The 21,731-nt window shown below is 69.1% G+C and carries 25 protein-coding genes; 13 read left to right on the forward strand and 12 right to left on the reverse strand.

The window, feature by feature from the left end; genetic code table 11:
- Positions 1-97 precede the first annotated feature (97 nt).
- On the forward strand, positions 98-532 hold the full coding sequence (locus BS329_RS10890; protein WP_076158869.1) for a hypothetical protein: 435 nt from the start codon (positions 98-100) through the stop codon (positions 530-532).
- Here BS329_RS10890 and BS329_RS10895 read toward each other — a convergent pair.
- Positions 529-1,128 carry a TetR/AcrR family transcriptional regulator C-terminal domain-containing protein gene (locus BS329_RS10895; RefSeq protein WP_076158872.1) on the reverse strand — a complete coding sequence of 200 codons (600 nt, stop codon included), beginning with the start codon at positions 1,126-1,128 and terminating at the stop codon, positions 529-531. The two genes, BS329_RS10890 and BS329_RS10895, sit on opposite strands and share 4 nt — an antisense overlap.
- A gap of 58 nt (positions 1,129-1,186) precedes the next feature.
- Here BS329_RS10895 and BS329_RS10900 point away from each other — a divergent pair, with 58 nt between their 5' ends.
- A complete protein-coding gene (locus BS329_RS10900) occupies positions 1,187-1,642 on the forward strand; it encodes a hypothetical protein (RefSeq protein ID WP_076158875.1) in 456 nt (151 codons plus the stop codon).
- Here BS329_RS10900 and BS329_RS10905 read toward each other — a convergent pair.
- Both BS329_RS10905 and BS329_RS10910 read right to left on the reverse strand, forming a co-directional pair.
- Entirely contained in the window at positions 1,611-2,873 is a 1,263-nt protein-coding gene (locus tag BS329_RS10905) for an ABC transporter substrate-binding protein (protein ID WP_076158877.1), read from the reverse strand. The two genes, BS329_RS10900 and BS329_RS10905, sit on opposite strands and share 32 nt — an antisense overlap.
- A 90-nt stretch (positions 2,874-2,963) precedes the next feature.
- The gene (locus BS329_RS10910) at positions 2,964-4,601 is read right to left on the reverse strand and encodes a long-chain fatty acid--CoA ligase (RefSeq protein WP_076158880.1); all 1,638 of its coding nucleotides are present in this window, start codon (positions 4,599-4,601) and stop codon (positions 2,964-2,966) included.
- 440 nt (positions 4,602-5,041) lie between these two features.
- On the opposite strand from BS329_RS10910, the gene mihF reads away from it, so the two are divergent.
- Positions 5,042-5,353, forward strand: a complete 312-nt coding sequence (mihF, locus tag BS329_RS10915; protein ID WP_005155963.1) for an integration host factor, actinobacterial type — start codon at positions 5,042-5,044, stop codon at positions 5,351-5,353.
- Positions 5,354-5,461: 108 nt separating this feature from the next.
- Positions 5,462-6,610: an isochorismate synthase gene (locus BS329_RS10920; protein ID WP_076158883.1), complete on the forward strand. Its 1,149-nt coding sequence runs from the start codon at positions 5,462-5,464 to the stop codon at positions 6,608-6,610.
- A 74-nt stretch (positions 6,611-6,684) separates the two neighbouring features.
- Here the strand turns inward: BS329_RS10920 and BS329_RS10925 are convergent, their stop codons facing one another.
- Positions 6,685-7,374 carry a 4'-phosphopantetheinyl transferase family protein gene (locus BS329_RS10925; RefSeq protein ID WP_076158885.1) on the reverse strand — a complete coding sequence of 230 codons (690 nt, stop codon included), beginning with the start codon at positions 7,372-7,374 and terminating at the stop codon, positions 6,685-6,687.
- Positions 7,371-8,696, reverse strand: a complete 1,326-nt coding sequence (locus tag BS329_RS10930) for a cation:dicarboxylate symporter family transporter (RefSeq protein ID WP_076158888.1) — start codon at positions 8,694-8,696, stop codon at positions 7,371-7,373. Before BS329_RS10930 ends, BS329_RS10925 begins: the two co-directional genes overlap by 4 nt.
- A gap of 126 nt (positions 8,697-8,822) precedes the next feature.
- On the opposite strand from BS329_RS10930, the gene BS329_RS10935 reads away from it, so the two are divergent.
- Positions 8,823-9,992, forward strand: coding sequence for an acyl-CoA dehydrogenase family protein (locus tag BS329_RS10935; RefSeq protein WP_076160162.1), 1,170 nt, complete (start codon positions 8,823-8,825; stop codon positions 9,990-9,992).
- 66 nt (positions 9,993-10,058) lie between these two features.
- On the opposite strand, the gene BS329_RS10940 is transcribed toward BS329_RS10935, so the two are convergent.
- The 4 genes from BS329_RS10940 to BS329_RS10955 are packed head-to-tail and all read right to left on the reverse strand — an operon-like array spanning position 10,059 to position 13,372.
- Complete coding sequence (locus tag BS329_RS10940; protein ID WP_076158891.1) at positions 10,059-10,388, reverse strand: hypothetical protein; 330 nt, start codon at positions 10,386-10,388, stop codon at positions 10,059-10,061.
- Between the two features lie 58 nt (positions 10,389-10,446).
- The gene (locus BS329_RS10945; protein WP_143252969.1) at positions 10,447-11,088 is read right to left on the reverse strand and encodes a TetR/AcrR family transcriptional regulator; all 642 of its coding nucleotides are present in this window, start codon (positions 11,086-11,088) and stop codon (positions 10,447-10,449) included.
- Complete coding sequence (locus BS329_RS10950; protein ID WP_076158894.1) at positions 11,079-12,623, reverse strand: AMP-binding protein; 1,545 nt, start codon at positions 12,621-12,623, stop codon at positions 11,079-11,081. Before BS329_RS10950 ends, BS329_RS10945 begins: the two co-directional genes overlap by 10 nt.
- A complete protein-coding gene (locus BS329_RS10955; RefSeq protein ID WP_076158897.1) occupies positions 12,620-13,372 on the reverse strand; it encodes an enoyl-CoA hydratase/isomerase family protein in 753 nt (250 codons plus the stop codon). Before BS329_RS10955 ends, BS329_RS10950 begins: the two co-directional genes overlap by 4 nt.
- 47 nt (positions 13,373-13,419) lie before the next feature.
- On the opposite strand from BS329_RS10955, the gene BS329_RS10960 reads away from it, so the two are divergent.
- From BS329_RS10960 to BS329_RS10990, 8 genes are all read left to right on the forward strand, one after another.
- The gene (locus tag BS329_RS10960) at positions 13,420-15,009 is read left to right on the forward strand and encodes an amidohydrolase (protein WP_076158899.1); all 1,590 of its coding nucleotides are present in this window, start codon (positions 13,420-13,422) and stop codon (positions 15,007-15,009) included.
- A gap of 5 nt (positions 15,010-15,014) precedes the next feature.
- Positions 15,015-15,464 carry a GNAT family N-acetyltransferase gene (locus tag BS329_RS10965; protein ID WP_076158902.1) on the forward strand — a complete coding sequence of 150 codons (450 nt, stop codon included), beginning with the start codon at positions 15,015-15,017 and terminating at the stop codon, positions 15,462-15,464.
- A gap of 35 nt (positions 15,465-15,499) precedes the next feature.
- Positions 15,500-16,183: a metal-dependent transcriptional regulator gene (locus BS329_RS10970; protein WP_076158905.1), complete on the forward strand. Its 684-nt coding sequence runs from the start codon at positions 15,500-15,502 to the stop codon at positions 16,181-16,183.
- Between the two features lie 187 nt (positions 16,184-16,370).
- Positions 16,371-16,751, forward strand: a complete 381-nt coding sequence (locus BS329_RS10975) for a transcriptional regulator (RefSeq protein ID WP_076158907.1) — start codon at positions 16,371-16,373, stop codon at positions 16,749-16,751.
- Between the two features lie 118 nt (positions 16,752-16,869).
- Complete coding sequence (locus BS329_RS10980; RefSeq protein ID WP_076158910.1) at positions 16,870-17,928, forward strand: zinc-dependent alcohol dehydrogenase family protein; 1,059 nt, start codon at positions 16,870-16,872, stop codon at positions 17,926-17,928.
- Between the two features lie 86 nt (positions 17,929-18,014).
- Positions 18,015-18,152 (forward strand): hypothetical protein, encoded by a 138-nt coding sequence (locus BS329_RS43840; protein ID WP_167480001.1) that lies wholly within the window; start codon positions 18,015-18,017, stop codon positions 18,150-18,152.
- Positions 18,140-18,772: an alpha-ketoglutarate-dependent dioxygenase AlkB family protein gene (locus BS329_RS10985; RefSeq protein WP_076158912.1), complete on the forward strand. Its 633-nt coding sequence runs from the start codon at positions 18,140-18,142 to the stop codon at positions 18,770-18,772. The genes BS329_RS43840 and BS329_RS10985 overlap by 13 nt, the downstream gene beginning before the upstream one ends.
- 165 nt (positions 18,773-18,937) lie before the next feature.
- Entirely contained in the window at positions 18,938-19,504 is a 567-nt protein-coding gene (locus BS329_RS10990) for a GNAT family N-acetyltransferase (protein WP_076158915.1), read from the forward strand.
- Here the strand turns inward: BS329_RS10990 and BS329_RS10995 are convergent.
- From BS329_RS10995 to BS329_RS11005, 3 genes are read right to left on the reverse strand one after another with little or no spacing between them, the layout of a single operon-like run.
- Complete coding sequence (locus BS329_RS10995) at positions 19,465-20,358, reverse strand: 5-oxoprolinase subunit C family protein (RefSeq protein ID WP_076158917.1); 894 nt, start codon at positions 20,356-20,358, stop codon at positions 19,465-19,467. The genes BS329_RS10990 and BS329_RS10995 overlap by 40 nt on opposite strands.
- The gene (locus tag BS329_RS11000) at positions 20,355-20,972 is read right to left on the reverse strand and encodes a 5-oxoprolinase subunit B family protein (RefSeq protein ID WP_076158920.1); all 618 of its coding nucleotides are present in this window, start codon (positions 20,970-20,972) and stop codon (positions 20,355-20,357) included. Before BS329_RS11000 ends, BS329_RS10995 begins: the two co-directional genes overlap by 4 nt.
- Positions 20,972-21,730: a LamB/YcsF family protein gene (locus BS329_RS11005; RefSeq protein WP_076160168.1), complete on the reverse strand. Its 759-nt coding sequence runs from the start codon at positions 21,728-21,730 to the stop codon at positions 20,972-20,974. The genes BS329_RS11000 and BS329_RS11005 overlap by 1 nt, the downstream gene beginning before the upstream one ends.
- Position 21,731: the final 1 nt, after the last annotated feature.

The raw sequence follows: 21,731 nt of genomic DNA on the forward strand, positions 1-21,731 counted from the left end.
CGGAAAAGGGTAATGCGAAAATTTGTCACGTTCGGCCGAACGCTTTCGTCGTCGTGGTGGTTAAGCTGGTCGCTCGGCTGGTGAGGAGGTGGCCCCGGTGGGTGCTTCGGCTTGGTCTGTCCGCGGCCGGTTCGACGGCGACCCGGAAGCGGCGCTGGACGCGATGAAGGCGCGCGTCTTCGAGGAGGGCGACTATCTCTGGGAAGAGGACGAACTCGGCCGCCCGGATTCGATCGAGGACTTGTACGAGGTGGAGAGCGTCCAGGAGTCCGGGACCCATTCGGTGCTCGACGTCCACGAGTTCATCAGCGCCACCGGCGAGGACGACTTCGGCACGATCCGGCCCTTGACCGACGCCGAACTCCTCACCGCCTTCGGTACCGAGGAGCCGTCCGTCGCCGGCTTCGACGAACTCGACAAGGCCGGACGGCTGCCGTACGAACGCCGCCCGCGCTGGAGCGCGAACTGCGCGCTGCTCTACGAGGACGACGTCGCCGTCGAATTGGCGATCTGGGGCGTTTCCGGAGATTAGAGCCGGGCTTCGAGCCCGTCGAGGATCACCTCGACGCCCAAAGCGAAGACGTCCTCCCCGGTTTGACGAGCGAAGGCCGTGCCGAGCCTGCTCACGTGGGGATAGGCGGCGAGCCGCTCCAGGAACCCTTCGTCCGGCTTGCGCACGGGGAGGGTGTCCACCGAGGCGAGCACGTGTGCGGTGAGCAGCCGCGAAATCCCCGCCGTGTCCTCTTCGGAAAAGCCCGCCTCCAGCAGGATCCGCGCGGTCGTTTCGATGTGGCCCAGCCGATGCGGCCCGGTCGGAGGTCGCTCGCGCAGCAACGCGGCAGCGTCCCGATGGCTCAGCAGCAGAGCGCGGAACTGGTGGAGCCCGCTCACGAGCTGGTCACGCCACGGCTGGGTCCGGTCGATCTCGAAGGCGTCGGCGCAGATCGCTTCGGCGACGAGGTCCAGCAGTTCCGCCTTGTCCTTCACGTGCCAGTACAGCGTCGGCGAGCTGACGCCGAGCTTCGCCGCCAGGCGCCGGGTGCTCAACTCCGCGAGCCCGGTTTCGTCGAGCAGGTCGACCGCCGCGTCGGTGATCTTGGCGAGATCCAGCGAGCCTTTGCGTGCCACCCGCCGACTCTATCAGTGATAGATTTGTCCCTATCACTGATAGAGAACGGGGGAAGTGATGCTCTGGACACCGAAGATCCGCCTGGTCACGGTGCTGTGCTCGATCGTTTTCGTGGCCGGGACCGCACTGCAGAACTACGTCGTCATCGATCTGGACCTGATCGAAGCGAGCATGCGGCGCAAAGGCGTGGAAACCGGCGACGCGCCCGCCTACCTGAACGCGTTGCGGCTGGTGGGAAAGGTCTTCATCGTCGGGAACGCGCTCGGCCTGCTCGTGTGGTTCCGGTGGCGCCTGCTGTTCTGGCCGGTGCTCGCGGTCAACGTCGGCCAGTCGTGCGGTGTGTTCGTCGTGCCGTTCGAGGTGCACCGGGCGGCGATCGACGCGCACGGCTGGCCTGGCGTGCTTCCGTCGCTGGTCACCGATGGCGGCGCGGTGATCCTGTCGATCGTGTTGAGCGTCGCCTACGTCCGCTCGCGGCGCCTCACGCGGACAGGCGGCCCAGTTCCGCTTTGACGGCCTCGACCGCGGCCTTCGTCTCGGCGGCCGGATCGGCGCCGTCGCGGACGATCCGGCCGAGCGCGTCAACGAGCGCGGTGTTCGCCGTCGATGTCCACAGTGGACCGGCGGCACGGCCGTTCTCCTTGACCAGCCGGGCGGCGTCGGTGGTGGGGGCGAGCTTGTCGAGCACACTCAGGCGCGCGGGCAGATGAAAGCCGAACTCGGTGGCGAATTCCTGCTGGAAATCGGTGCGCTCCAGCCACAGCCACTTGACGAAATCCTTGGCGGCGTCGGGGTTCAGGCTCTGGGAAGACACCATCGCGCTCAACCCGCTGACCGGGACGGACGGCGCGCCCGCCGCGTCGAGCCGGGGGAAGGCCAGGACGCCGAAGTCGTCCTTCATGGTGTCCTGGATCTTCGGCAGGTTCCACAGCCAGGTCCACTGCATGGCGGTGAGCCCGTCGATGAACGGGATGGGGTCCGCCCAGTCCGTCGAAGCACCCAGGAGCAGCGAACCATTGAGGTCACGCAGTTTCGCGAACGCCGTCGCGGCGCGGGGATCGTCGAAGCCGACGGACCTGCCGTCCTTGAGGTAGTCGAGCCCCGCGGCCCACAGCAGCGGACCGGCGAGCGCGGCCGCGCCGGCGTCGTTGCCCGCGAACAGCCCTTTGACGCCGTCCTTGGAGAGTTTCCGTGCCGCGTCGACGAGTTCGTCGAGCGTCTGCGGCGGCTGGACGCCCGCCTCTCGCAGGAAACTCTCGCGGTAGAAGAGGACCTGGGTGTCGAGCGACTGCGGGATCCCGTACGTTCTGCCGTCGACGGTCTGGGCCGCGAGTACAGACTGGGTGAAGTCCCCGCGCACGGGCCCGATGACGTCGTCGAGCGGGACGAGCAGGTTCTGCCGGACGCGGTCGACGGTGACCTGGCCTTCGAAGACGTCCGGGACCGGGCCGGCCTGGAGCGCGGCGGCGAGTTTCGTCTCGTAGTCGTCGGGGTTCCACTGCACCGTGACCTTGGACTTCCGGTACGCGGCCGCGTAGCGCGTGACGGCTTCCTGGACACCCGTTTCGGGGTACGGGTGGTACCACTGCGCGAGGTCCACCGGCTTCGGTTTCGGCCGGGTCACCCCGGCGGAGTAAGCCGTCGACGGGGCCGGCTTTCCTGAGTGGACGGTGTTCGACCCGCAGGCGGAGAGCACGGCCGTCCCCGCCATCGCGAGGAACGCGCGCCTGCTTGTCTTACCCACCGACAAAACCCTTCCGTGCGGGTCATCTCGGGAGACAGCGTCCCTCAAGATGACCCGCACGGGAGGGCAGGCGCGCGGGAGATTAACCCGTTAGAGCTGGCTGATGTCGAGTTTCCCTTCGGAGTGGAACGCCCGCAGCCGCTTCTTGTCGAACTTGCCGACACTGGTCTTGGGGACTTCGTCCACAAAGGTCCAATTCTCCGGAAGCTGCCACTTCGCGACCTTGCCGGACAAGAACTCGCGCAGTTCTTCGGCCGTGACGGTCTGGCCTTCCTTGAGCACGACGGCGACCAACGGGCGCTCGTCCCACTTCTCGTCGGGGATGCCGACCACGGCCGCCTCGGCCACCGCGGGGTGCGCCATCACCTGGTTTTCCAGGTCCACCGAGGAGATCCACTCGCCGCCGGACTTGATGACGTCCTTCGCGCGGTCGGTGAGCGTGAGGTAGCCGTCGGAGCTGATCTTGCCGACGTCGCCGGTGCGCAGCCAGCCGTCGTGGAACTTCTCCGGGTCGGGCTCGTCACCGGTGGTGCCGCCGTAGTACGACGCCGCGATCCACGGGCCCTGCACCTCGAGTTCGCCGACACTTTCGTTGTCCCACGGCAGTTCCTCGCCGTTGTCGCCGATCAGCCTGGCGCTGACGGACGCCGGGAACCGGCCCTGGGTGTAGCGGTACTCCCACGCCTTCTCGCCGGTCGCGGCGGCGGGCGGACGCGCGACGCTGCCCAGCGGCGACGTCTCGGTCATGCCCCAGGCGTGCAGGATCGGCACGTTGTAGCGGTCCTCGAAAGCGTGCATCAGCGACGGCGGCGCGGCCGAGCCGCCGACGACGACCTCACGCAGGTGCGAGATGTCCTGCGGGTTCGCGTCGAGATGTGAGAGCAGGCCCTGCCAGATCGTCGGGACGGCCCCGGCGAAGGTCGGCTTCTCGACGTCGAGCATCCGCGCGATCGGGGCGGGCTGGAGGAACCGGTCCGGCATCAGCAGTGACGCGCCGACCATCAGCGCCGCGTACGGCATGCCCCAGGCCATCGCGTGGAACATCGGGACGATCGCGAGGGCCTTGTCGTGCTGGGCCAGCCGCATGCTGTCGGTCATGGTGACCTGCATCGAGTGCAGCCAGATCGACCGGTGGGAGTACGCGACGCCCTTCGGGTCACCCGTGGTGCCCGAGGTGTAACACATCGCGGCGGCCGAGCGCTCGTCCACCTCGGGCCAGTCGAAGGTGTCCGGCTGGCCCGCCAGCAGTTCGTCGTAGGAGTGCACCTGGACGCCGTCGGGCGCCGGGAGAGTGGAGGCGTCGCCGTTGGCCACGATGACGTGACGCACGGTCTTCAGCTCGGGGAGCTGCTTCGCGAGCAGCGGCACCAGCGTGCCGTCGACGATGACGACCTGGTCCTCGGCGTGGTTGGCGACGAAGACCAGCTGCTCGGGGAAGAGCCGGATGTTCAGCGTGTGCAGCACCGCGCCCATGGCGGGGATGGCCAGGTACGCGGCCATGTGCTCGGCGTTGTTCCACATGAAGGTGCCGACGCGCTGGTCGCCGGTGATGCCCAGGCTCCGGAGGGCGTTCGCGAGCCGGGCGGCGTGCTTGCCGAGCTCGCGGTAGGTCTCGCGACGGGCTTCTGAACCGGTCCAGGTGATGACTTCGCTCTCGGAGTGCACCGTGGTGCCGTGGCGGAGCAGCCTGCCCAGTGAGAGCTGCCCGTCCTGCATCGTGCTCAACATCGTGTACTCCCGTGGGGCTCGTTCTCCGGTGAACTGGGACTGTAAACCGGACCGGCGAACTGGTCGGTAACGTCGCAGGCAACTGTTCGGTCACAGTGTCGCGCTAACGGGTGGCCGTCGGTTCGGGTCAAGATCGTCAATAATTCGTTTTTTTCCTGCCATGAAACGAAAAATGGCTAGCAGTGCGAAGTCGCGGCATCGCTCATAAGGGTGATGAACGCCATCGAATCGCTGCCCGAAAGGCGTGTTTCCGCAGGCTGGGGCGGGTTGCCCATGGCGTGGTCGAGGGGTAATAAGTGCGTGTCGGTTTCACGGTCGCGGAACGGGTGGCGTTTACTGGGGCCGTGGTACAGAGACGGCTGGCCAGCGCTTGCTCTCGCAAGCATGGGTAAAGGCCGTCGGCCGCGAAAGCGGAGACCTGAGATGAAAGGACTACTACGTTGGCTCTGCCCACGTTGACTCCGGAGCAGCGCGCCGATGCCCTCGCCAAGGCGGCTGAGGCTCGCAAGGCGCGCTCCGAGCTGCTTGCGTCGATCAAGTCCGGCAAGGAGAGCATCGACAAGGTGCTCAAGCAGGCCAAGGAGAACAAGACCATCGGCAAGACGAAGGTCACGCAGCTGCTGAAGGCTGTCCCCGGCCTGGGCGCGGTCAAGGTCGCCGCCCTGCTGGAGCAGGCCGGCATCGACCCGGACCGGCGCGCCGCCGGCCTGGGTGAGCGGCAGCGCGAGGCCCTCCTCGAGGCGCTGAAGTAACGCTTCCGCCCAGGTCACGGGCTGTCCGGGGGAAGGTGTTGCCTGAGAGGCTTGTTGCCCGGGCAACACTTTCCCCTGGTCTCAGCCGGAGCCTGGGACGCTGGTGAGGTGACCACCAGTACCGCACCGGCGACCCCGGCAGACCTGGCCGCCCGCTACGAGCGGGGAGACTTCCTCCTGGCCACGGCCCGGCACGCGCTCCTCGCGAGCGGTGTCGCGGCCACCGCGACCGACACCGATCCGGCGCGGCTGTCCCGGGCACTCCCGGGGCTGTTCACCGGCTCGGGTGCTCCGATCGCGGTCGGAGTGCTTCCCTTCGACACGAGTGAGGGCACTTCGACGCCGGGCCACCTGGTTCTGCCTCGTACGGTGCGCCGCGCGTCGTCCGATCGCGCGGCCGTCCCGCCGCGCACCGCGCTTGTCCGGCCGGTGCAGGTCACTCCCGTGCCCGAACCGGAGGCGCATCTCGCCGCCGTCCGCGCGGCCGTCTCGGCGCTGAGCGACCGGGACCTGCGCAAAGTGGTCCTGGCCCGCGCGCTCGATCTCGACTTCGCCGAGGCCGTCCCGGTCGCCGACGTCGTCCGGAACCTGGCGAACGGCAATCCCCGGCACACCACCTACGCCGCGCGGCTGCCCGGCGGGCGCACGCTCGTCGGTGCCACCCCCGAACTCCTGCTTTCCCGCACCGGCGGTTCGGTCCTGTCCCGGCCGCATGCCGGGTCGATGCCCCGGTCGGCGGACCCGGCGATCGACAAGGCCAAGGGTGAGGCCCTGCTGGCGTCCGAAAAGGACCACCTCGAACACGCCGTGGTGGTGGAGTCCGTCGTCGAGATCCTGCGGCCGTTCTGCCGCGTCCTCGACGTCCGCGGCCCCGAACTGGTCTCGACACCCGCGATCTGGCACCTTTCGACCACCGTCACCGGCGAGCTGGTCGACCAGGACGTCACCGCGCTGGACCTCGCCGCCGCGCTGCATCCGACGCCCGCCGTCTGCGGCACCCCGACCGCCGCCGCGCGCTCGCTGGTCCGGGAACTGGAGCCGTTCGACCGCGCGTACTACGCGGGCGCCGTCGGCTGGGTCGACGCGGCCGGAGACGGCGAATGGGCCGTCGGGATCCGGTGCGCGGAGATCGCCGACACCTCCATGCGGCTGTACGCGGGCGGAGGCATCGTGCCCGCTTCCGACCCCCGGACCGAACTGGACGAGACGTCGGCGAAGTTCCGCACCCTGCTGGCCGCCATGGGTTTGGAGATCTAGACCCCCTCGCGTTTCGTCCTCTAGTTGCGGTAGTTGCACGCGCAACTACCGCAACTAGAGGACGAAACGCGGGGTTAGAGGGTCACGAAGGTTTCGGTGACCGAGATTTCGTCGGTGGTCAGCAGCGCGACGGCGGCGCGGTAGCCCTCGGTCGCCTTCAGGTCCACGAGCCGCGTCCGCGCCGGGTCGAGGGCGGCGTCGCCCGACCGGACCAGCCGCGCCTCCTCGTCGTACCCGGAGAACGTGATGCTCTGGAGCGGGATCTTGAGGCCCTTCCCGGTGGCCTTCATGACGGCCTCCTTGCGCGTCCAGTACGTGAAGAACGCTGTCGTGCGCCGCACGTCGAGCAGACCGGAGATCGCGGCCTGCTCCGCCGGGCTCAGCGCGTATTCGATGAGTGAGTCGTCGGCCCGCCTGGTGGCGGTCTCGACGTCGAGCCCGACCGGGGTCCCGGCGGTGGCCGCGACGCCGATCAGGTCGCCGGAATGCGAGATCGACAGCATCAGCGCGGCACCAGGCACCCTGGGACGGCCGTGCGGTTTGCCGCAGTCGTCGCAGGTCGCGTCGAAGCTCACGTCCTCGACCGCCACGCCGAGCCGCTCGGCGGTGACGGTCTTCGCCAGCACTCGGCCGGTCAGGAACCGGCGTTTGTCGATGTCCTGGCGGTAGTTGTCGTACCGGCCCTGCTCCAGCTCGTCGAGCAAGGCAAGGAACCGGGGTTCAGCGGGCAGGGGCGGGGACCAGCGGACCGCACATTCGATCACGTCTCCTTTCTACCCGATTCCGCATGTTCGTCGAGCAGTGTCGCTTCGTCGAACGGTGACCGGCCGCTCAGCGTCCGGTCCAGCTGCTCGCGGTCGATCTCCTTGGTCCAAGTGCCGATCAGCACGGTGGCGACGGCGTTGCCCGCGAAGTTCGTCAGCGCGCGGGCCTCGGACATGAACCGGTCGATGCCGACGATGAACCCGACGCCGTCCACCAGCTCCGGCCGATGCGACTGGAGGCCGCCCGCCAGCGTCGCGAGCCCCGCGCCGGTGACGCCCGCGGCGCCCTTGGACGCGATGATCATGAACACCAGCAGGGAGATCTGCTCGCCGATGGTCAGCGGTTTGTCGAGCGCGTCCGCGATGAAGATGGACGCCATCGTCAGGTAGATCGCGGTGCCGTCGAGGTTGAACGAGTACCCGGTCGGCACGGTGATGCCGACGACCGGTTTCGACACCCCGGCGTGTTCCATCTTCGCGATCAGCCGCGGCAGCGCCGATTCCGACGACGACGTCGACAGGATCAGCAGGAACTCGCGGCCGAGGTACTTCAGCAGCTTGAAGATGTTGACCCTGGCCAGCAGGCCGAGGATCAACCCGAGTACGACGAACACGAACAGCGCGCAGGTGATGTAGAAGCCGAGCATGATCACCGCGAGGCTCTGCAACGCCTTCCAGCCGGTCTCGCCGACGACGGCGGCGATCGCGCCGAACGCGCCGATCGGGGCCGCCCACATGATCATCGCGAGGATCCGGAACACGAGCCGCTGGATGTGCTCGATGCCGCGGCGGATCGGCTCGCCCTTCGTGCCCAGCTTCTGGAGCGCGAACCCGGCGAGCAGCGCGACCAGCAGCGTCTGGAGCACCTCGCCCTCGGTGAACGCCGAGACCAGCGTCTTGGGGATGATCCCGAGCAGGAATTCGACGGTGCCCTCGGTTTTGGCGATCTGGTCCTGGCCCTTTTCGGCGATCTCGGGGGTCAGGTGCAAGCCGGAGCCGGGTTGCAGGATGTTGCCGACGACCAGGCCGATGACCAGCGCGACCGTCGACATGACCAGGAAGTAGCCGAGCGCGAGCCCGCCGACGCGGCCGACCTTCGCGGCCTTCGCGACCGAGCCGACGCCGAGCGCGATCGTGCAGAAGATGATCGGCGAGATCATCATCTTGATCAGGTTCACGAACCCGGTTCCCAGCGGCTTCAGTTCCTTGCCGAGGGCGGGGAACAGGATGCCGACCGCGATGCCGAGCACCACCGCGACGATGACGGCGATGTAGAGGTAATGGGTCCGGTCCCGCTTCGCCGCGGGTGCTTCCGTGCTCATGGGTGCCCTTCGACGAGATGGGGACAGCTCGCGAAAACTTATGACAACTTCTCGGCGAACGACAAGCCAGGCGGTACGCTGAACTAAGCGAGCGCTTAGTCAATGTCGAACAGGAGCGGGCTGACCATGGATTTCTCTCTGAGCGTCGAGGAACGCGAGGTGCGCGACTGGGTCCGCACGTTCGTCCAGCGCGACCTGATGCCGCGTGAGCAGGAGGTGCTGCGCCGCGAACGCGCCGGTCAGCCGGGCCTCACCGGCGAGGAACTGCGCGAACTGCAGCTGAAGGCCAAGGAGTCCGGCTTCTGGGGTGTGCAGACGCCCGAGGAGTACGGCGGCATGGGGCTGTCCGCGGTGATGACCGCGTTGCTGGAGGCCGAACTGGGCCGCACGTTCGTGCCGTTCCGCTTCGGCGGCAACGCGGACAACATCCTGTACTACGCCAACGACGAGCAGAAGGAGCGCTACCTGCTCCCGACGATCTCGGGCGAACGCAAGTCGTGCTTCGCGATCACCGAACCCGGCGCGGGCTCGGACGCCAAGGCCATCCGGACCTCCGCCCGCAAGGACGGCACCGACTGGGTCATCAACGGCGAAAAGACTTTCATCACCGGCGGCAACGAGGCCGACTTCGTGATGGTGTTCGCGATCACCGATCCTGAGAAGGGCGCGAACGGCGGCGTCACCTGCTTCCTCGTCGACCGTGACGCGGGCTGGAAGTCCGAATACATCGACACCATGGGCGAATGGGGCCCGGCGGCGCTGGTCTTCGAGGACGTCCGCGTGCCGGAGACGCAGATCCTCGGCGAACTCGGCCACGGTTTCGACCTGGCCATGCAGTGGATCGGCGCCGGGCGCTACCTGCTGCCCGCCCGCGCGATCGGCTCCTGCGAACGGCTGATCTCGATGGCCATCGAGCACGCCAACACGCGGGAGACGTTCGGGCAGAAGATCGCCGAGCGCCAGGCGATCCAGTGGATGATCGCGGACTCCGGCACCGAACTGGAGGCGCTGCGCTGGCTGGTGCTGCACGCCGCCTGGCAGGTCGACCAGAAGGTGGACTCGCGGCACGCGCAGTCGATGGCGAAGCTGTACGGCGGGGTGAAGGCGAACGAGATCGTCGACCGCGTCCTGCAGATCCACGGCGGAATGGGCTACACGCGGGAACTGCCGGTCGAGCGGTGGTACCGCGAACTGCGGCTGCTGCGGATCTACGAGGGCACCGACGAGATCCAGCGCCGGACCATCGCGCGCAACCTGCTGAAGGGGCACGTCAAGGTCGGGGGCACCTTGGGCTGAGGCGTGTTATGAACGGACCTTTCATAACAAATTCTGTTATGAAAGGTCCGTTCATAACATCGGCCGCTAGTCGTCGTCCTTCTGAGTCCGCATCGCGATCGGGACCCCGGCGAGGTCCTCCTCGTTGCAGAGAAGCTTCACGTCATAATACGGCGAACCCTTGCGGTCGTCGTAGTCGAGATGGACGGCCAGCACATCGACCGGTTCCCCGAGCCACTCCTGAGCCTGGCGTAGCCATGTCGCGCACCGTTCGAGGGCCGTGGGCAGGTCGTCGTCGCGGAATCCCACCGGGCGGTAGGGGACGTCCTGCACCTGATCACGGGGGTTCGAAGGCACCGGCAACGCCGGCGAGAGACCCGAGTCGTCCAGTTCGAGTTGGATCGTTTGCTCAGTCACCCTTCGAGCGTCCCCCAGACAAGCCGTCTGAGCAAGGCGTACAGGGCAGGAGTCGCCGCTAAACGGGCACTCGCCACACTCCCGAGACCACTTCACGGCAGTTTTGCAGTGCCGTGACGTCCAGACGACGTGTGCAGCCTAACGCCCGCAGCGCCAGTTCCGCGTAATGCGACGCCAGTTGGTCGAGGGTGAGCGGCCCGTGTGGCGAATACCACCGCGCGACCCCGCTGCACATCTCCACCAGTGCGAGCCGGGTGACCGAAGGCTGGCCGGTGTGGAAGACGCCTGCCGCGACACCGTCTTCGATGGCGTCGGCCCACAGCCTTTCGTAGGCGTCGCGCAGCGCCACCACTTCGGCCCTGGCACCGGGGGTGAGCGCGTGCACCTCGTTGTCCACCACGCGGGTGTCATCCGGCTGGATGGCGTGCGCGAGGACGTGCAGCGCCACCAGGGATCCGAGCCGCGACACGGGATCGGCCAGCCCGGCGGTCGCCAGCTCGGCCGCGTCGAGCAACCGCCGCAGCGACTCGTTCATGATGGCGACCAGCAGATCCTCTTTGGTGCCCATGTAGTGGTACAGGCTGGCCGACGACAGATCCGCCTCCTGGGCGAGATCCCGGATGCCGGTGCCGTGGAAACCCTTGGTGGCGAACAGTTTCACCGCGGCCTGGCGGACCCTTTCGCGGGTGTTCAGAGCCATTTTTCAGTGGTCCTGTCCCATGAACCGGCACGCGGGTCCGCCGCCTTCTTCAACTCACCCTTGGCGACCCGTTCCGACGGCGTCATCGGCAGCTCGGTCACGAACGCCCAGAACCGGGGAACCTTGAAGTAGGCCAGTTTCGCCGAGCAGAACTTCGCCAGGTCGGCCGGTTCGCACTGGTGGCCCTCGTGCTCTTCGAGGACGAGATACGCCTTGACCTCCTCGCCGCGGATCTCGTCCGGCACCGCGACGACGGCGGCGAGCTTGACCGCCGGATGTAGCTGCAAGGCCCGCTCGACCTCGTCGGCGGAGATGTTCTCGCCGCTGCGGCGGATCATGTCCTTGGTGCGGCCCACGTAGTACACGCGGCCCTCGTCGTCCATTGTGGCCAGATCGCCGGTGTGGAACCAGCCGCCGTCGAAGGCGCGCCTGGTCGCTTCGACGTCGTCGTGATAGCCGTGCATCAGTCCGACCCCGCGGATCAGCAGCTCGCCGGTTTCCCCGCGTGGCAGGGGTTTCCCGGCCGCGTCCGCGATCATCACCTCGCGGGTGGGCGCGGGCCTGCCGAGGCAGCCGGTGCCGATCGTCTCCTCGTGATCGGCCGGGTACATCCGGATGTCGCCGCCGGTCTCGGTCATGCCGAAGGCCTCGTACCACGGCGTGTCCCAGCGCGCTTCGAGCGCGGCGTGCAGGTCTCGCGGGATGGCCGAGGCGCAGATCGCGCGGACCTGGTGTGCCTTGTCCAGTTCGCTTTCCGGCTGGCGCAGCAGGAGTGTCGGCATCAGGCCGAGGCAGTAGAACCAGGTGACGCCGTGTTCGCGGACCTTCTCCCAGAACGTGGACGGGTGGAACCGGTCGAGCACCACCAGCGTCGCGCCGCCCGCGAGCCCCAGCGCGACGTTCCACTGTGGATCGATGTAGTGGAACGGTTGCGCGGTCAGGACGACGTCGTCCGCGCCGACCGTGGGGAAGTCCGTTGCCAGGCTGATCGCCAGTGTCGTCCAATACCGGTTCGGCAGTACGCAGCCCTTGGGCGCGCCCGTGGTTCCCGAGGTGTACTGGATGTTGACCGGGCGCTCGCCTTCGCTCGTGAAGGCCTGGTCGCCGCCGGGATCGGTGAGTTCGCCTGGCGTGAGCACCCGTTCCAGGGAGGTTTCCGGCGCGATCTTGTTCAGCAGCTCCAGGAATTCCTCGGCCGCGACGGCGAACCTGGCGCCGGAATGCCGGAGGACGTGGGCGCCGTCGAATTCGCGATACCCGGTGTTGACCGGGACGAGCACCCCGCCGATCTTGGCCAAGGCCAGCCACAGCAACGGGAATTCGGGCTGGTTGCGCAGCATCACCGCGACCCGGTCGCCCGGCCGCACGCCGAGGTCCACCAGCGCGCGGGCGAATTCCGTGCTGCGCGCGTCGACGTCGGCGAAGGTGAAGCGTTCGCCGCCTGCGTCGAAGACCCACGCCGTCTTGTCCGGCCAGAGCGCGGCGGCCCGGCCGGTCAGTCCGAGGAGGGTGTCGATCCCGGCGAGCGAGGTCATGTCCGGCTCCGGAACGCCTCGGCCGACGCGGCGACCTCGGCGGAGTGCTCGGTGATCAGCGCGTGGCTGACCTCGAGTTCGAGCGCGGCGTCCAGTGAACTGTCGATGCCGGAATCGAGGGCGCGTTTGGCCATGGTGGCCGCGGCGGCCGGATGGGCGGCGATCCGGGCCGCCCAGTCGAGCGCGGCGTCCATCAGGTCGTCGGCGGGCAGGACGGCGTTGACCAGGCCGAGTTCGCGCGCCTTGGCGCCGCTCACCCGCTCGCCCAGCAGCAGCAGTTCCTTGGCCTTCAGCGGGCCGACCAGTAGCGGCAGCAGCCGCGACGCCGCACCCGTGACGCTCAGCCCGAGCGAGACCTCGGGGAAGGCGAACACCGCGTCTTCGGCGGCGAGGATCAGGTCGCAGCCCATCGCGAACTCCGCCCCCGCGCCGATCGCGTACCCGTGGACCGCGGCGATGACGGGCTGGCGGAGCCCGCGAAGGCGGCGGGTGACGTCCTGTAGCCGATCGAGCCGAGCCCTGGAATCAACTGTATCCCCGGACGGGGCGGGCTCCTTGAGGTCGTGACCGGCGCAGAACGCGCGACCCCGGCCGGCGAGCACGACCGCCCGCGCGTCCGAGCGCGCGGCCGCGTCGAGCGCTTCCAGCAGGTCTTCGACCAGTTCGGCGACCACCGCGTTGAGCCGTTCGGGGCGATTCAGCCAGATCACGCAGATGCCGTCGTCGAGTGCGTAGTCCACGGTGCTCATGACGCCGAGCCTAGACGACCGATCGATCGATCGATAGGGTCGGATCCATGCGGGTCGACACGGTTTACGAGAATGCCCGATTCCTCACCGGTACAGGGGAATCCGTAGCTCTTGCCGCGCTGAATGGCCGAATTGTGGCGTTGGGTCACGATGCCGCCGCGCTTTCCGCGAAACGTCGGGTCGACCTCGGCGGCTTAGTGGTGGTGCCCGGCTTCCACGACGCGCACAACCACATGGCCTGGTTCGGCATGGCTCTCGACGACGTCGCGCTGTCGGATTGCCGCAGCGTGGACGAGGTGTACGACGCCGTCGCGCGGCGCGCGGCCGACACGCCGCCCGGCGGCTGGATCATCGGCAGCGGCTACGACCAGAACAAGCTCGCGGGCGGCCATCCGACGAGGCAAGGGCTCGATCGTGCCGCACCCGGGCATCTCGTGCGGCTCAAGCACACGTCCGGGCACATGACCGTGGTCAACTCCGCGGTGCTGGAGCGGCTGGACCTCGCCGACGTCCCGGTGGGTGGTGACGTCGTCCGCGACGAGGACGGTTCGCCGACCGGGCTGCTGGCCGAACAGGCCCAGCTGATGCTGCGGCCGCTGACCTACCCGACGCCGGTGGAGACCGTCGTGCGCGGGCTGGACCGGGCGAGCGCGCGCTACCTCTCCGAGGGGATCACGAGCGTCCAGGAAGCCGGGATCGGCGGGGGTCTCGTGGGCGAGACCCCCGCCGAACTCGCCGCGTACCAGCTGGCGCGCGACCGCGGGGTGCTGCGGGTGCGGAGCACGGTGATGGTCGCGGCCAGTGTGCTGCATGAGCTGGACGCCGATGCGGGCTTCGGTCTCGACCTGGGGATGCGCACCGGGTTCGGCGACGAATGGCTGCGCATCGGCGCGATGAAGCTGTTCGCCGACGGTTCGCTGATCGGCCGGACCTGCGCGATGCACGAGCCGTTCGCCGGCGAGCCGGACAACGTCGGCTACTTCCAGGTGCCCGAAGACGAGATCGCGCGGACGATCGCCGCGGCGCACAAGGCCGGCTGGCAGATCGCGACGCACGCCATCGGCGACCGCGCGATCACCGTCGTCCTCGACGCCTACGAAGCCGCGCTCAAGGCGGATCCGCGGCCCGATCACCGGCACCGCATCGAGCACTGCGCGGTGCTGCGGCCCGGAGAGCTGAAGCGGCTGGCGTCGCTGGGGCTGATCGCGTCGCCGCAGGGCCGGTTCGTCAACGAGATCGGCGACGGGATGCGCGCCGCCCTCGGCCCGGAACGCGAACCCTGGTGCTACCGGCTCAAGAGCCTGCTCGACGCGGGATGCGTCCTCCCCGCCAGCTCGGACCGCCCGGTCGTCGAAGGCGCGCCGCTGCTCGCGCTGGCCGACATGGTGCGGCGGAAGACCGCGTCCGGCGTCGTCCTCGGTCCTGACGAGCGGCTGACCCCGGCCGAGGCGTTGCACGCCTACACCTACGGCTCCGCTTACGCCGCCTTCGCCGAGAAGGACCTGGGCACGCTGGCGCCCGGCAAGCTCGCGGACTTCGCCGTCCTCTCGGCCGACCCGGCCGACGAGTCCACTTTGGATTCGATCCAGGTCGTCGCCACCGCCGTCGGCGGCGACCTCGTCTACGAACGGAGCTGACACTGATGCCGGTACGGGACGCCGTCGCGGACGACATCGAGGAGATCTGCGCGCTCATCGAGGAGCACGCGGTCTACGAGGACAAACACGACCTGAAGCTGGACCGCCAGGAGATGGCCGGGTTTCTCTTCGGACCCGCTCCCAAGGCCTGGGTGCTGCTCGCCACCCCGCCGGACGAGCCTGCCGAGGTCGCGGGTTTCGCCTTCTGCAACTGGAACTTCTCCACCTGGGAGGCCAGGCCGGGAATCTGGCTCGACGACCTCTTCGTGCGCCCCGCCCACCGCCGGTTCGGCCTCGGCCGGGAGCTGCTCGACGAGCTGGCCGCCCGGACGCCGGGCCGGGTCGAATGGGACATGCAGGAGGGCAACGAGAAGGGTGAGGCGTTCTACGCCCAGCTCGGCGCCGACACCGTCCCCGGCTGGATCCGATACCGCTGGCGGCCGCACGCGGGGTGAGCCGCGAGCGAGCGGCAAGCCGTAAACTCGCACCCATGGGTGAAGGGGCACATCGCAGGTCGTCGTCCGTTGAGGACTACGTCCGGGTGATCTACGGGCTGGTGGAACGCGGTGAGGCCGTCACCAACACGTCGCTGGCCGGACGGCTGGAGGTCAGCCCGTCTTCGGCGTCCGGCATGGTCACCAAACTGTCCCAGCTGGGGCTGGTCGCGCACGTCCCGTACCGCGGGATCGAGCTGACCACCGACGGCAGGCAGCTCGCCCGCTCGGTGCTCCGCCGCCACCGGCTGATCGAGACCTACCTGGTGTCCGAACTCGGCTACACCTGGGACGAGGTGCACGCCGAGGCCGACGCGCTCGAACACGCGGTGTCGGACAGGCTCGTCGAACGCATCGCCGCGAAGCTCGGCAACCCGGTGCGGGACCCGCACGGCGATCCCATCCCCGCCCCCGACGGCAGCGTCGAGGAGATGCCGATGCGCATCCTCGACGACCTCCCGCCCGGCGCGGTCGGCGAGATCGTCCGCGTCTGGGACACCGATCCGGAACTCCTGCGGTATCTCACCGAGCACGCCATCAACCTCGGCGAGCGGATCGAGGTCGTCGAACGCCGGCCGTTCGGCGGCCCGATGGTGGTCAAGGTCGGCTCGCCGCCGGACGCGGCGACGCACGCGATCGGCAAGGAGATCGCACAGGCGCTGTCGGTCGCGCTGCGCTGACCTGTGTCCACTGTGGACACATTTCGCCAAGCGGCTCCGGTGGGAATTTCCCCTACGTCCCTGCATAATTCGGCTCTCGGGCACGTCACCCACATGCCGGGCGGATAGGTGATCTAAGGCCCTTCCGATCATGTGTTCGCCCGCCTAGGCTGCGCTGTTCCGGGTGGCTAGCGAGCGTGCGAAGGCGATGACGATGACCGGTCAGCGGACACACACCATCGACCGGGGGGTGGCGGAAGGACGTGAACTCAGGCGGCTGCTGGAGCGCGGACCGTTCGCGGACGCCCTCAGGGCGGCGATCAGGGCGAGGGGTCTCGGTCTCGACCGGATCCGGTATCGGCTGCGGGGCCGGGGGTGCTCGGTCAGTCTCGCGACGCTGAGCCATTGGCAGTCGGGACGGTGCCGTCCCGAACGGCCGGAATCCCTGCTGGTACTCAAGAATCTCGAGGAGGTCCTCGGGGTGCCGCCGGAGTCCCTGTCACGGCTTTTGGGGCCACCGCGCGGCCGGGCGGCCCGGTGTACGGTGCCCGGCGAGGGCTTGGTGATGCCGCGAGGCCGGGAGACGTAGAGGCTGGGTGGCGGAGTTGGGCCGTTCCCCTTGGAACCAGACCACAAGCGTGAACCCGCCCCGGTCGAAGGCCCCGTGATCGCGGACGCGGGTCCACCGAGAGACAGAGGGAGAGCCGGTGCGGGCGGTCGTTTTCGAGGAGTTCGGGGTGCTGCCCGAGGTGTGCGAGGTGCCGGATCCGGTGGTGCCGCCGGGCGGGGTGGTGATCGCCGTCGACGCGACCGGCGTATGCCGCAGCGACTGGCACTCCTGGCAGGGTCACGACACGTCGGTGAAACTGCCGCACGTCGCCGGGCACGAACTCGCCGGCCGGATCACGGCGCTCGGCGAGGGCGTCCGCGGCTGGTCGGCGGGTGACCGGGTCACCGTGCCGTTCGTCTGCGCCTGCGGCACCTGCGCCCAGTGCGTGGCCGGTGACCAGCAGATCTGCGATCGTGAGTTCCAGCCGGGCGCGACGCACTGGGGCTCGTTCGCCGACTACGTCGCCATCGAGAACGCTGAGGTCAACCTCGTGGCGCTGCCGGACTCGCTGTCCGCGGCCGAGGCGGCGGCGCTGGGCTGCCGGTTCGGGACGGCGTTCCGGGCGGTGCTGCGCCAGGGCGGGGTCCGGCCCGGTCAGTGGGTCGCGATCCACGGCTGCGGAGGCGTCGGTCTCTCGGCGATCCTGCTGGCCGTCGCGGCCGGTGCCTCGGTCATCGCCGTCGACCCGTCTCCGCAGGCCAGGGCGCTGGCCACGCGGATGGGGGCTGTTTCGGTCGTCGACCCTTCCGGCTTCGAGGGCCACGAAGCCGTCGCTCTCCATGTCCGGGAGCGGACCGGCGGCGGCGCGCACGTCTCACTCGACTGCCTTGGCTCGCCGGCCACCTGCGCGGCCTCGGTCGGCAGCCTCCGGAAGCGGGGACGCCATGTCCAAGCCGGACTGATGCCGCCCGCGCAGGGCATCGCGCCGATCCCGATGCACCGGGTGATCGGCGGGGAACTGGAGATCGTCGGCATCCACGGCCTGCAAGCGCACGAGTACCCCGAGATGCTGCGGGTGGTGGAAACCGCCGGGATCGATCTCGCGGGCATGATCGGCGGACGCGTCGGCCTCGACGACGTCCCCGCCGTGCTGGCGGAGATGAACGACCCGGTGCCCGCGCGGGCCGGGGTGACGGTGGTCGAATTCGGTCCGTGACCGGGTGAACGCACTGGGGTCAACTGGCCGATCGGAGTAGTCCGAAAGGTGGCTTCCCGCGGCTCGTTGTGGCAGGTTTTTCCGCTGTGACAGTCACGGACGCTCCGTCCCGGCCGCGTTTCGTCCAGCGCCTGCTGGCCCGGTTCACCGCGGCCGGTGTGCTCGTGCGGGGCCATCGGATCGTCGGCGCGCGTCCTGGTTCAATCGACGCGTGGATGCGCTGATCCCCCGTCCGAGGGCCGAAGTCGCGCCCGGTGCCGTGCACATCCCCGACTGGCTCGATCTCGGGGAACAACGCCGCCTGGTCGAAGCCTGCCGCGGCTGGCGTGGCTACCGGCAGACGCGGCTGCCGAACGGCGGCGTGATGTCCGTGCGGACGGTCTGTCTCGGGTGGCATTGGTACCCGTACCGGTATTCACGGGTGACCGACGACGGCTCCCCGGTGCTCCCGTTTCCTTCCTGGCTGGGCGATCTGGGGCGGCGGGCCGTCCGTGACGCCCACGGGTCCGCGTCGTACGAGCCCGACATCGCGCTGGTGAACTTCTACGACGCCGCCGCGAAGATGGGGATGCATCAGGACAAGGACGAAGCCTCGCTGGAACCCGTCGTGTCGCTGAGCCTGGGGGACGCGTGCGTCTTCCGGTTCGGGAACACGTCGGATCGCGGGCGGCCCTATACGGATGTGGACCTGCGGTCGGGGGATCTGTTCGTGTTCGGCGGGGAATCGCGGCTCGCGTTTCACGGGGTGCCGAAGGTGCTGCCGGGGAGCGCTGATCCGGAATTGGGGTTGGCGGGGCGGTTGAACATCACTTTGCGGGTTTCGGGGCTTCCTTCGCGTTCTTAAGGTGCTTCGCTTTACTTGGGAGAGTGGCGTTTGAGTCAGCCGAGGTCGTACAACACAGGCCGACCACAGTGACAGTGCCAAAGGTCGGCGGCGGCTCCGGTTCACGGCTCGCCGGGACACGATATCCCGGATGCGGCGTGCTCGGATCTGTGGCAGGTTGCCTCCGTGCCGGACGATCACCACGCAGCGACCCCGAACTGGCCGAAGCCGGATGTTCGTATCGTCCAGCTGGCCGGTCCCGAACTCGATTCGCTCGCCTGCGGCGACCTCGCGGGAGCGAATGCGACCAGTCCCGTGCCGCTGACCGCCTACCTGGCCGGGCCGGATCGGCGCGGGCTGTGGCGGATGCGCAGCGGACAGGTCGCGGCGGACCCCGACGCCGCCGCCTGGGTCACCGGCATCATCTGGGATCGGCGGCAACTGCTGGCAGTGGGCACGGCCGGCTACCACGGGCCGCCCGATGCATCGGGGATGGTGGAGATCGGCTACGCCGTCGACCCGGTATATCGGCGACGCGGTTACGCGCGGGCGGCGCTGGAATCGTTGTTGGCCCGTGCCACCCGGGAGCCGCGGGTGCGCACCGTGCGGGTCACGATCAGCCCTGACAACACGGCCTCCTCCCGGTTGGCATCGCAGTATGGCTTCGTCGAGGTCGGCGAACAGTGGGACGACGAGGACGGGCTCGAGATCATTTACGAGACCCCCGCGGACCAAGAGCGCACCGGTGCTTGAGTGAGCCGGAACCGTACCCGCTGCCCCGGCCGAACCTGCGCGGCCAGATCCAAATCGGCCTCGTCCACCACCGCGATCACCGGGTAGCCCCCGGTCACCGGGTGGTCGGCCAGGAACAGGATCGGCTGTCCCGAAGGAGGAATCTGCAACGCGCCCGGCACGGCGGCCTCAGGCGGCAACTCCCCGTCGCGCGCCCGCCTGAGCGCCGCACCCGAAAGCCGCACGCCCACCCGATCGGCGTCGGAGGTGGCAACGTAACCAGAAGAGGCCAAAGTGGACAGTGCGCCGGGAACGAACCACGGAACCCGGGGCCCCGGAGTGATCCGCAGAACCGGCGCGTCGGGCAAGGGGGCACGAGGTGCGAGATCGACACCGGGATGGTCCAGAACCCGCCGGCCCACCGGCAAGGTCGTCCCGGCCGACAACACCGGGGGGCCCAGCTTGCCGAGGGTGTCGGTCGCCCGGGCACCCAGCACCGGTGGGACGTCGATGCCGCCGCGCACGGCGACATAGCACCGCAAACCCCGGGAAGCCGTGCCGAGCACGAGGTCTTCACCCGCGCGGAGGAAGACCGGCGAGTCAGGGCCGGCGGCCCGTCCGCCCGCGGTGATCGAGCAGGGCGCGCCGGTGACGGCGACGGTCGCCGGTGCCGGGAACCGCAGGACGAGGCCGCCCAGCACCGCCTCCAGGGCCGCGTTGCCTTCGGGGTTCCCGACCAGCCGGTTCGCCAGCCGCAGCGAACCGCGGTCGGCGGCGCCGGACCGGCCGACGCCGATCGCGGCCAGGCCGGGACGCCCGAGATCCTGCACGGTGGTGAAGATCCCCGGCCGGACGACTTCGATCTTCGAGGTCATCGGAGACCCGCTGAAGAGAACCGGATCCGGGTGCCCGGCGCCAGCAGGTTCGGCGGCTCCCGGTCGACGTCCCACACCGGCAGCGTGGTCCGCCCGATCAGTCGCCAGCCGCCGGGCGAGGCGTTCGGGTACACCGCCGTGTACTCGCCCGCGATCGCGACCGATCCGGCGGGCACCCGGGTGCGCGGGCTCGTCCGGCGCGGCAGGCGCAGGGCGGGGTCGAGCCCGGTCAAATACGCGAAACCCGGTGCGAAGCCGCAGAACGACGAGACATACGTGCCGTCCTCGTGCCGCCGGACGACCGCCTCCGCCGACATTCCGGCGGCCGCCGCGACGTCGGCCAGGTCCGGGCCGTCGTAGTGCACCGGCACGACGATCTCGGCCGCCTCGCGTGGGGCGACGTCCACAGTGGACCTGTCCAGGATCGCGCCGGCGAGGCGATCGTGGTGTGTCCGGCCGGGATCGAACCGGACGAGCAGGGTCCGCGCTGCCGGGACCAGTTCGATGACGCCGTCCGGCGGATCCCGCTCCAGCGACGCGTGCAGTCCGAGTACCTCCGACGGATCATCGAAGTCGACCATGGCCGCGCGCGCCCCATAGGGCAGCACTCGCATCACGCGGCCTCGAGGAACGATCCGATGTGGACACTCGCCCCGCCGAGTCCCGCGCGGATCCGGCGCGCCAGTTCGACGGCGCCGGGTGTGTCGCCGTGCACGCAGAGCGAATGCGGCCGGAGACTCAGTTCGGTCCCGTCGTCGGCGACGACCTTGCCGGTGGTCGCCATCACGACCGCGCGGTCGGCCACCGCGTCGGCGTCGTGGAGCACGGCGCCTGGCAGTTTCCGGGACACCAGCAGGCCTTCCGGCGTGTACGCGCGGTCCGCGAAGGCTTCGGCGTACGCGGGGATCCCGGCTTTTTCGGCCTGCTTGGCCATTTCCGATCCAGGCGGGCACAGCAGCGCGAGCCCGGGGTGGAACCGCCGGAGCGCCTCGACCACCGCGCCCGCCTGCTCCGGGTCCACCGCGGCCGTGTTGTACAACGCCCCGTGCGGTTTGACGTACCGCACCCGGGTGCCCGCCGCGTGAGCGAACGCGTCGAGCGCGCCGATCTGGTAGAGCACGTCGTCGGCCAGGTCGGCCGGGGCGACGTCCATCGCCCGCCGTCCGAAGCCCGCCAGATCGCGGTAGGCGACGTGGGCGCCGATGACGACGCCCCGTTCCGCCGCGCGTTCGCAGACGCGCCGCATCACCGACGGGTCACCGGCGTGGAAGCCGCACGCGACGTTCGCGCTGGTGACGATGTCGAGCATGGCGTCGTCGTCGCCCATTTTCCAGGCGCCGAAACCCTCGCCGAGGTCACTGTTGAGATCAATA

Source organism: Amycolatopsis coloradensis, assembly GCF_001953865.1.
GTDB lineage: Bacteria > Actinomycetota > Actinomycetes > Mycobacteriales > Pseudonocardiaceae > Amycolatopsis > Amycolatopsis coloradensis.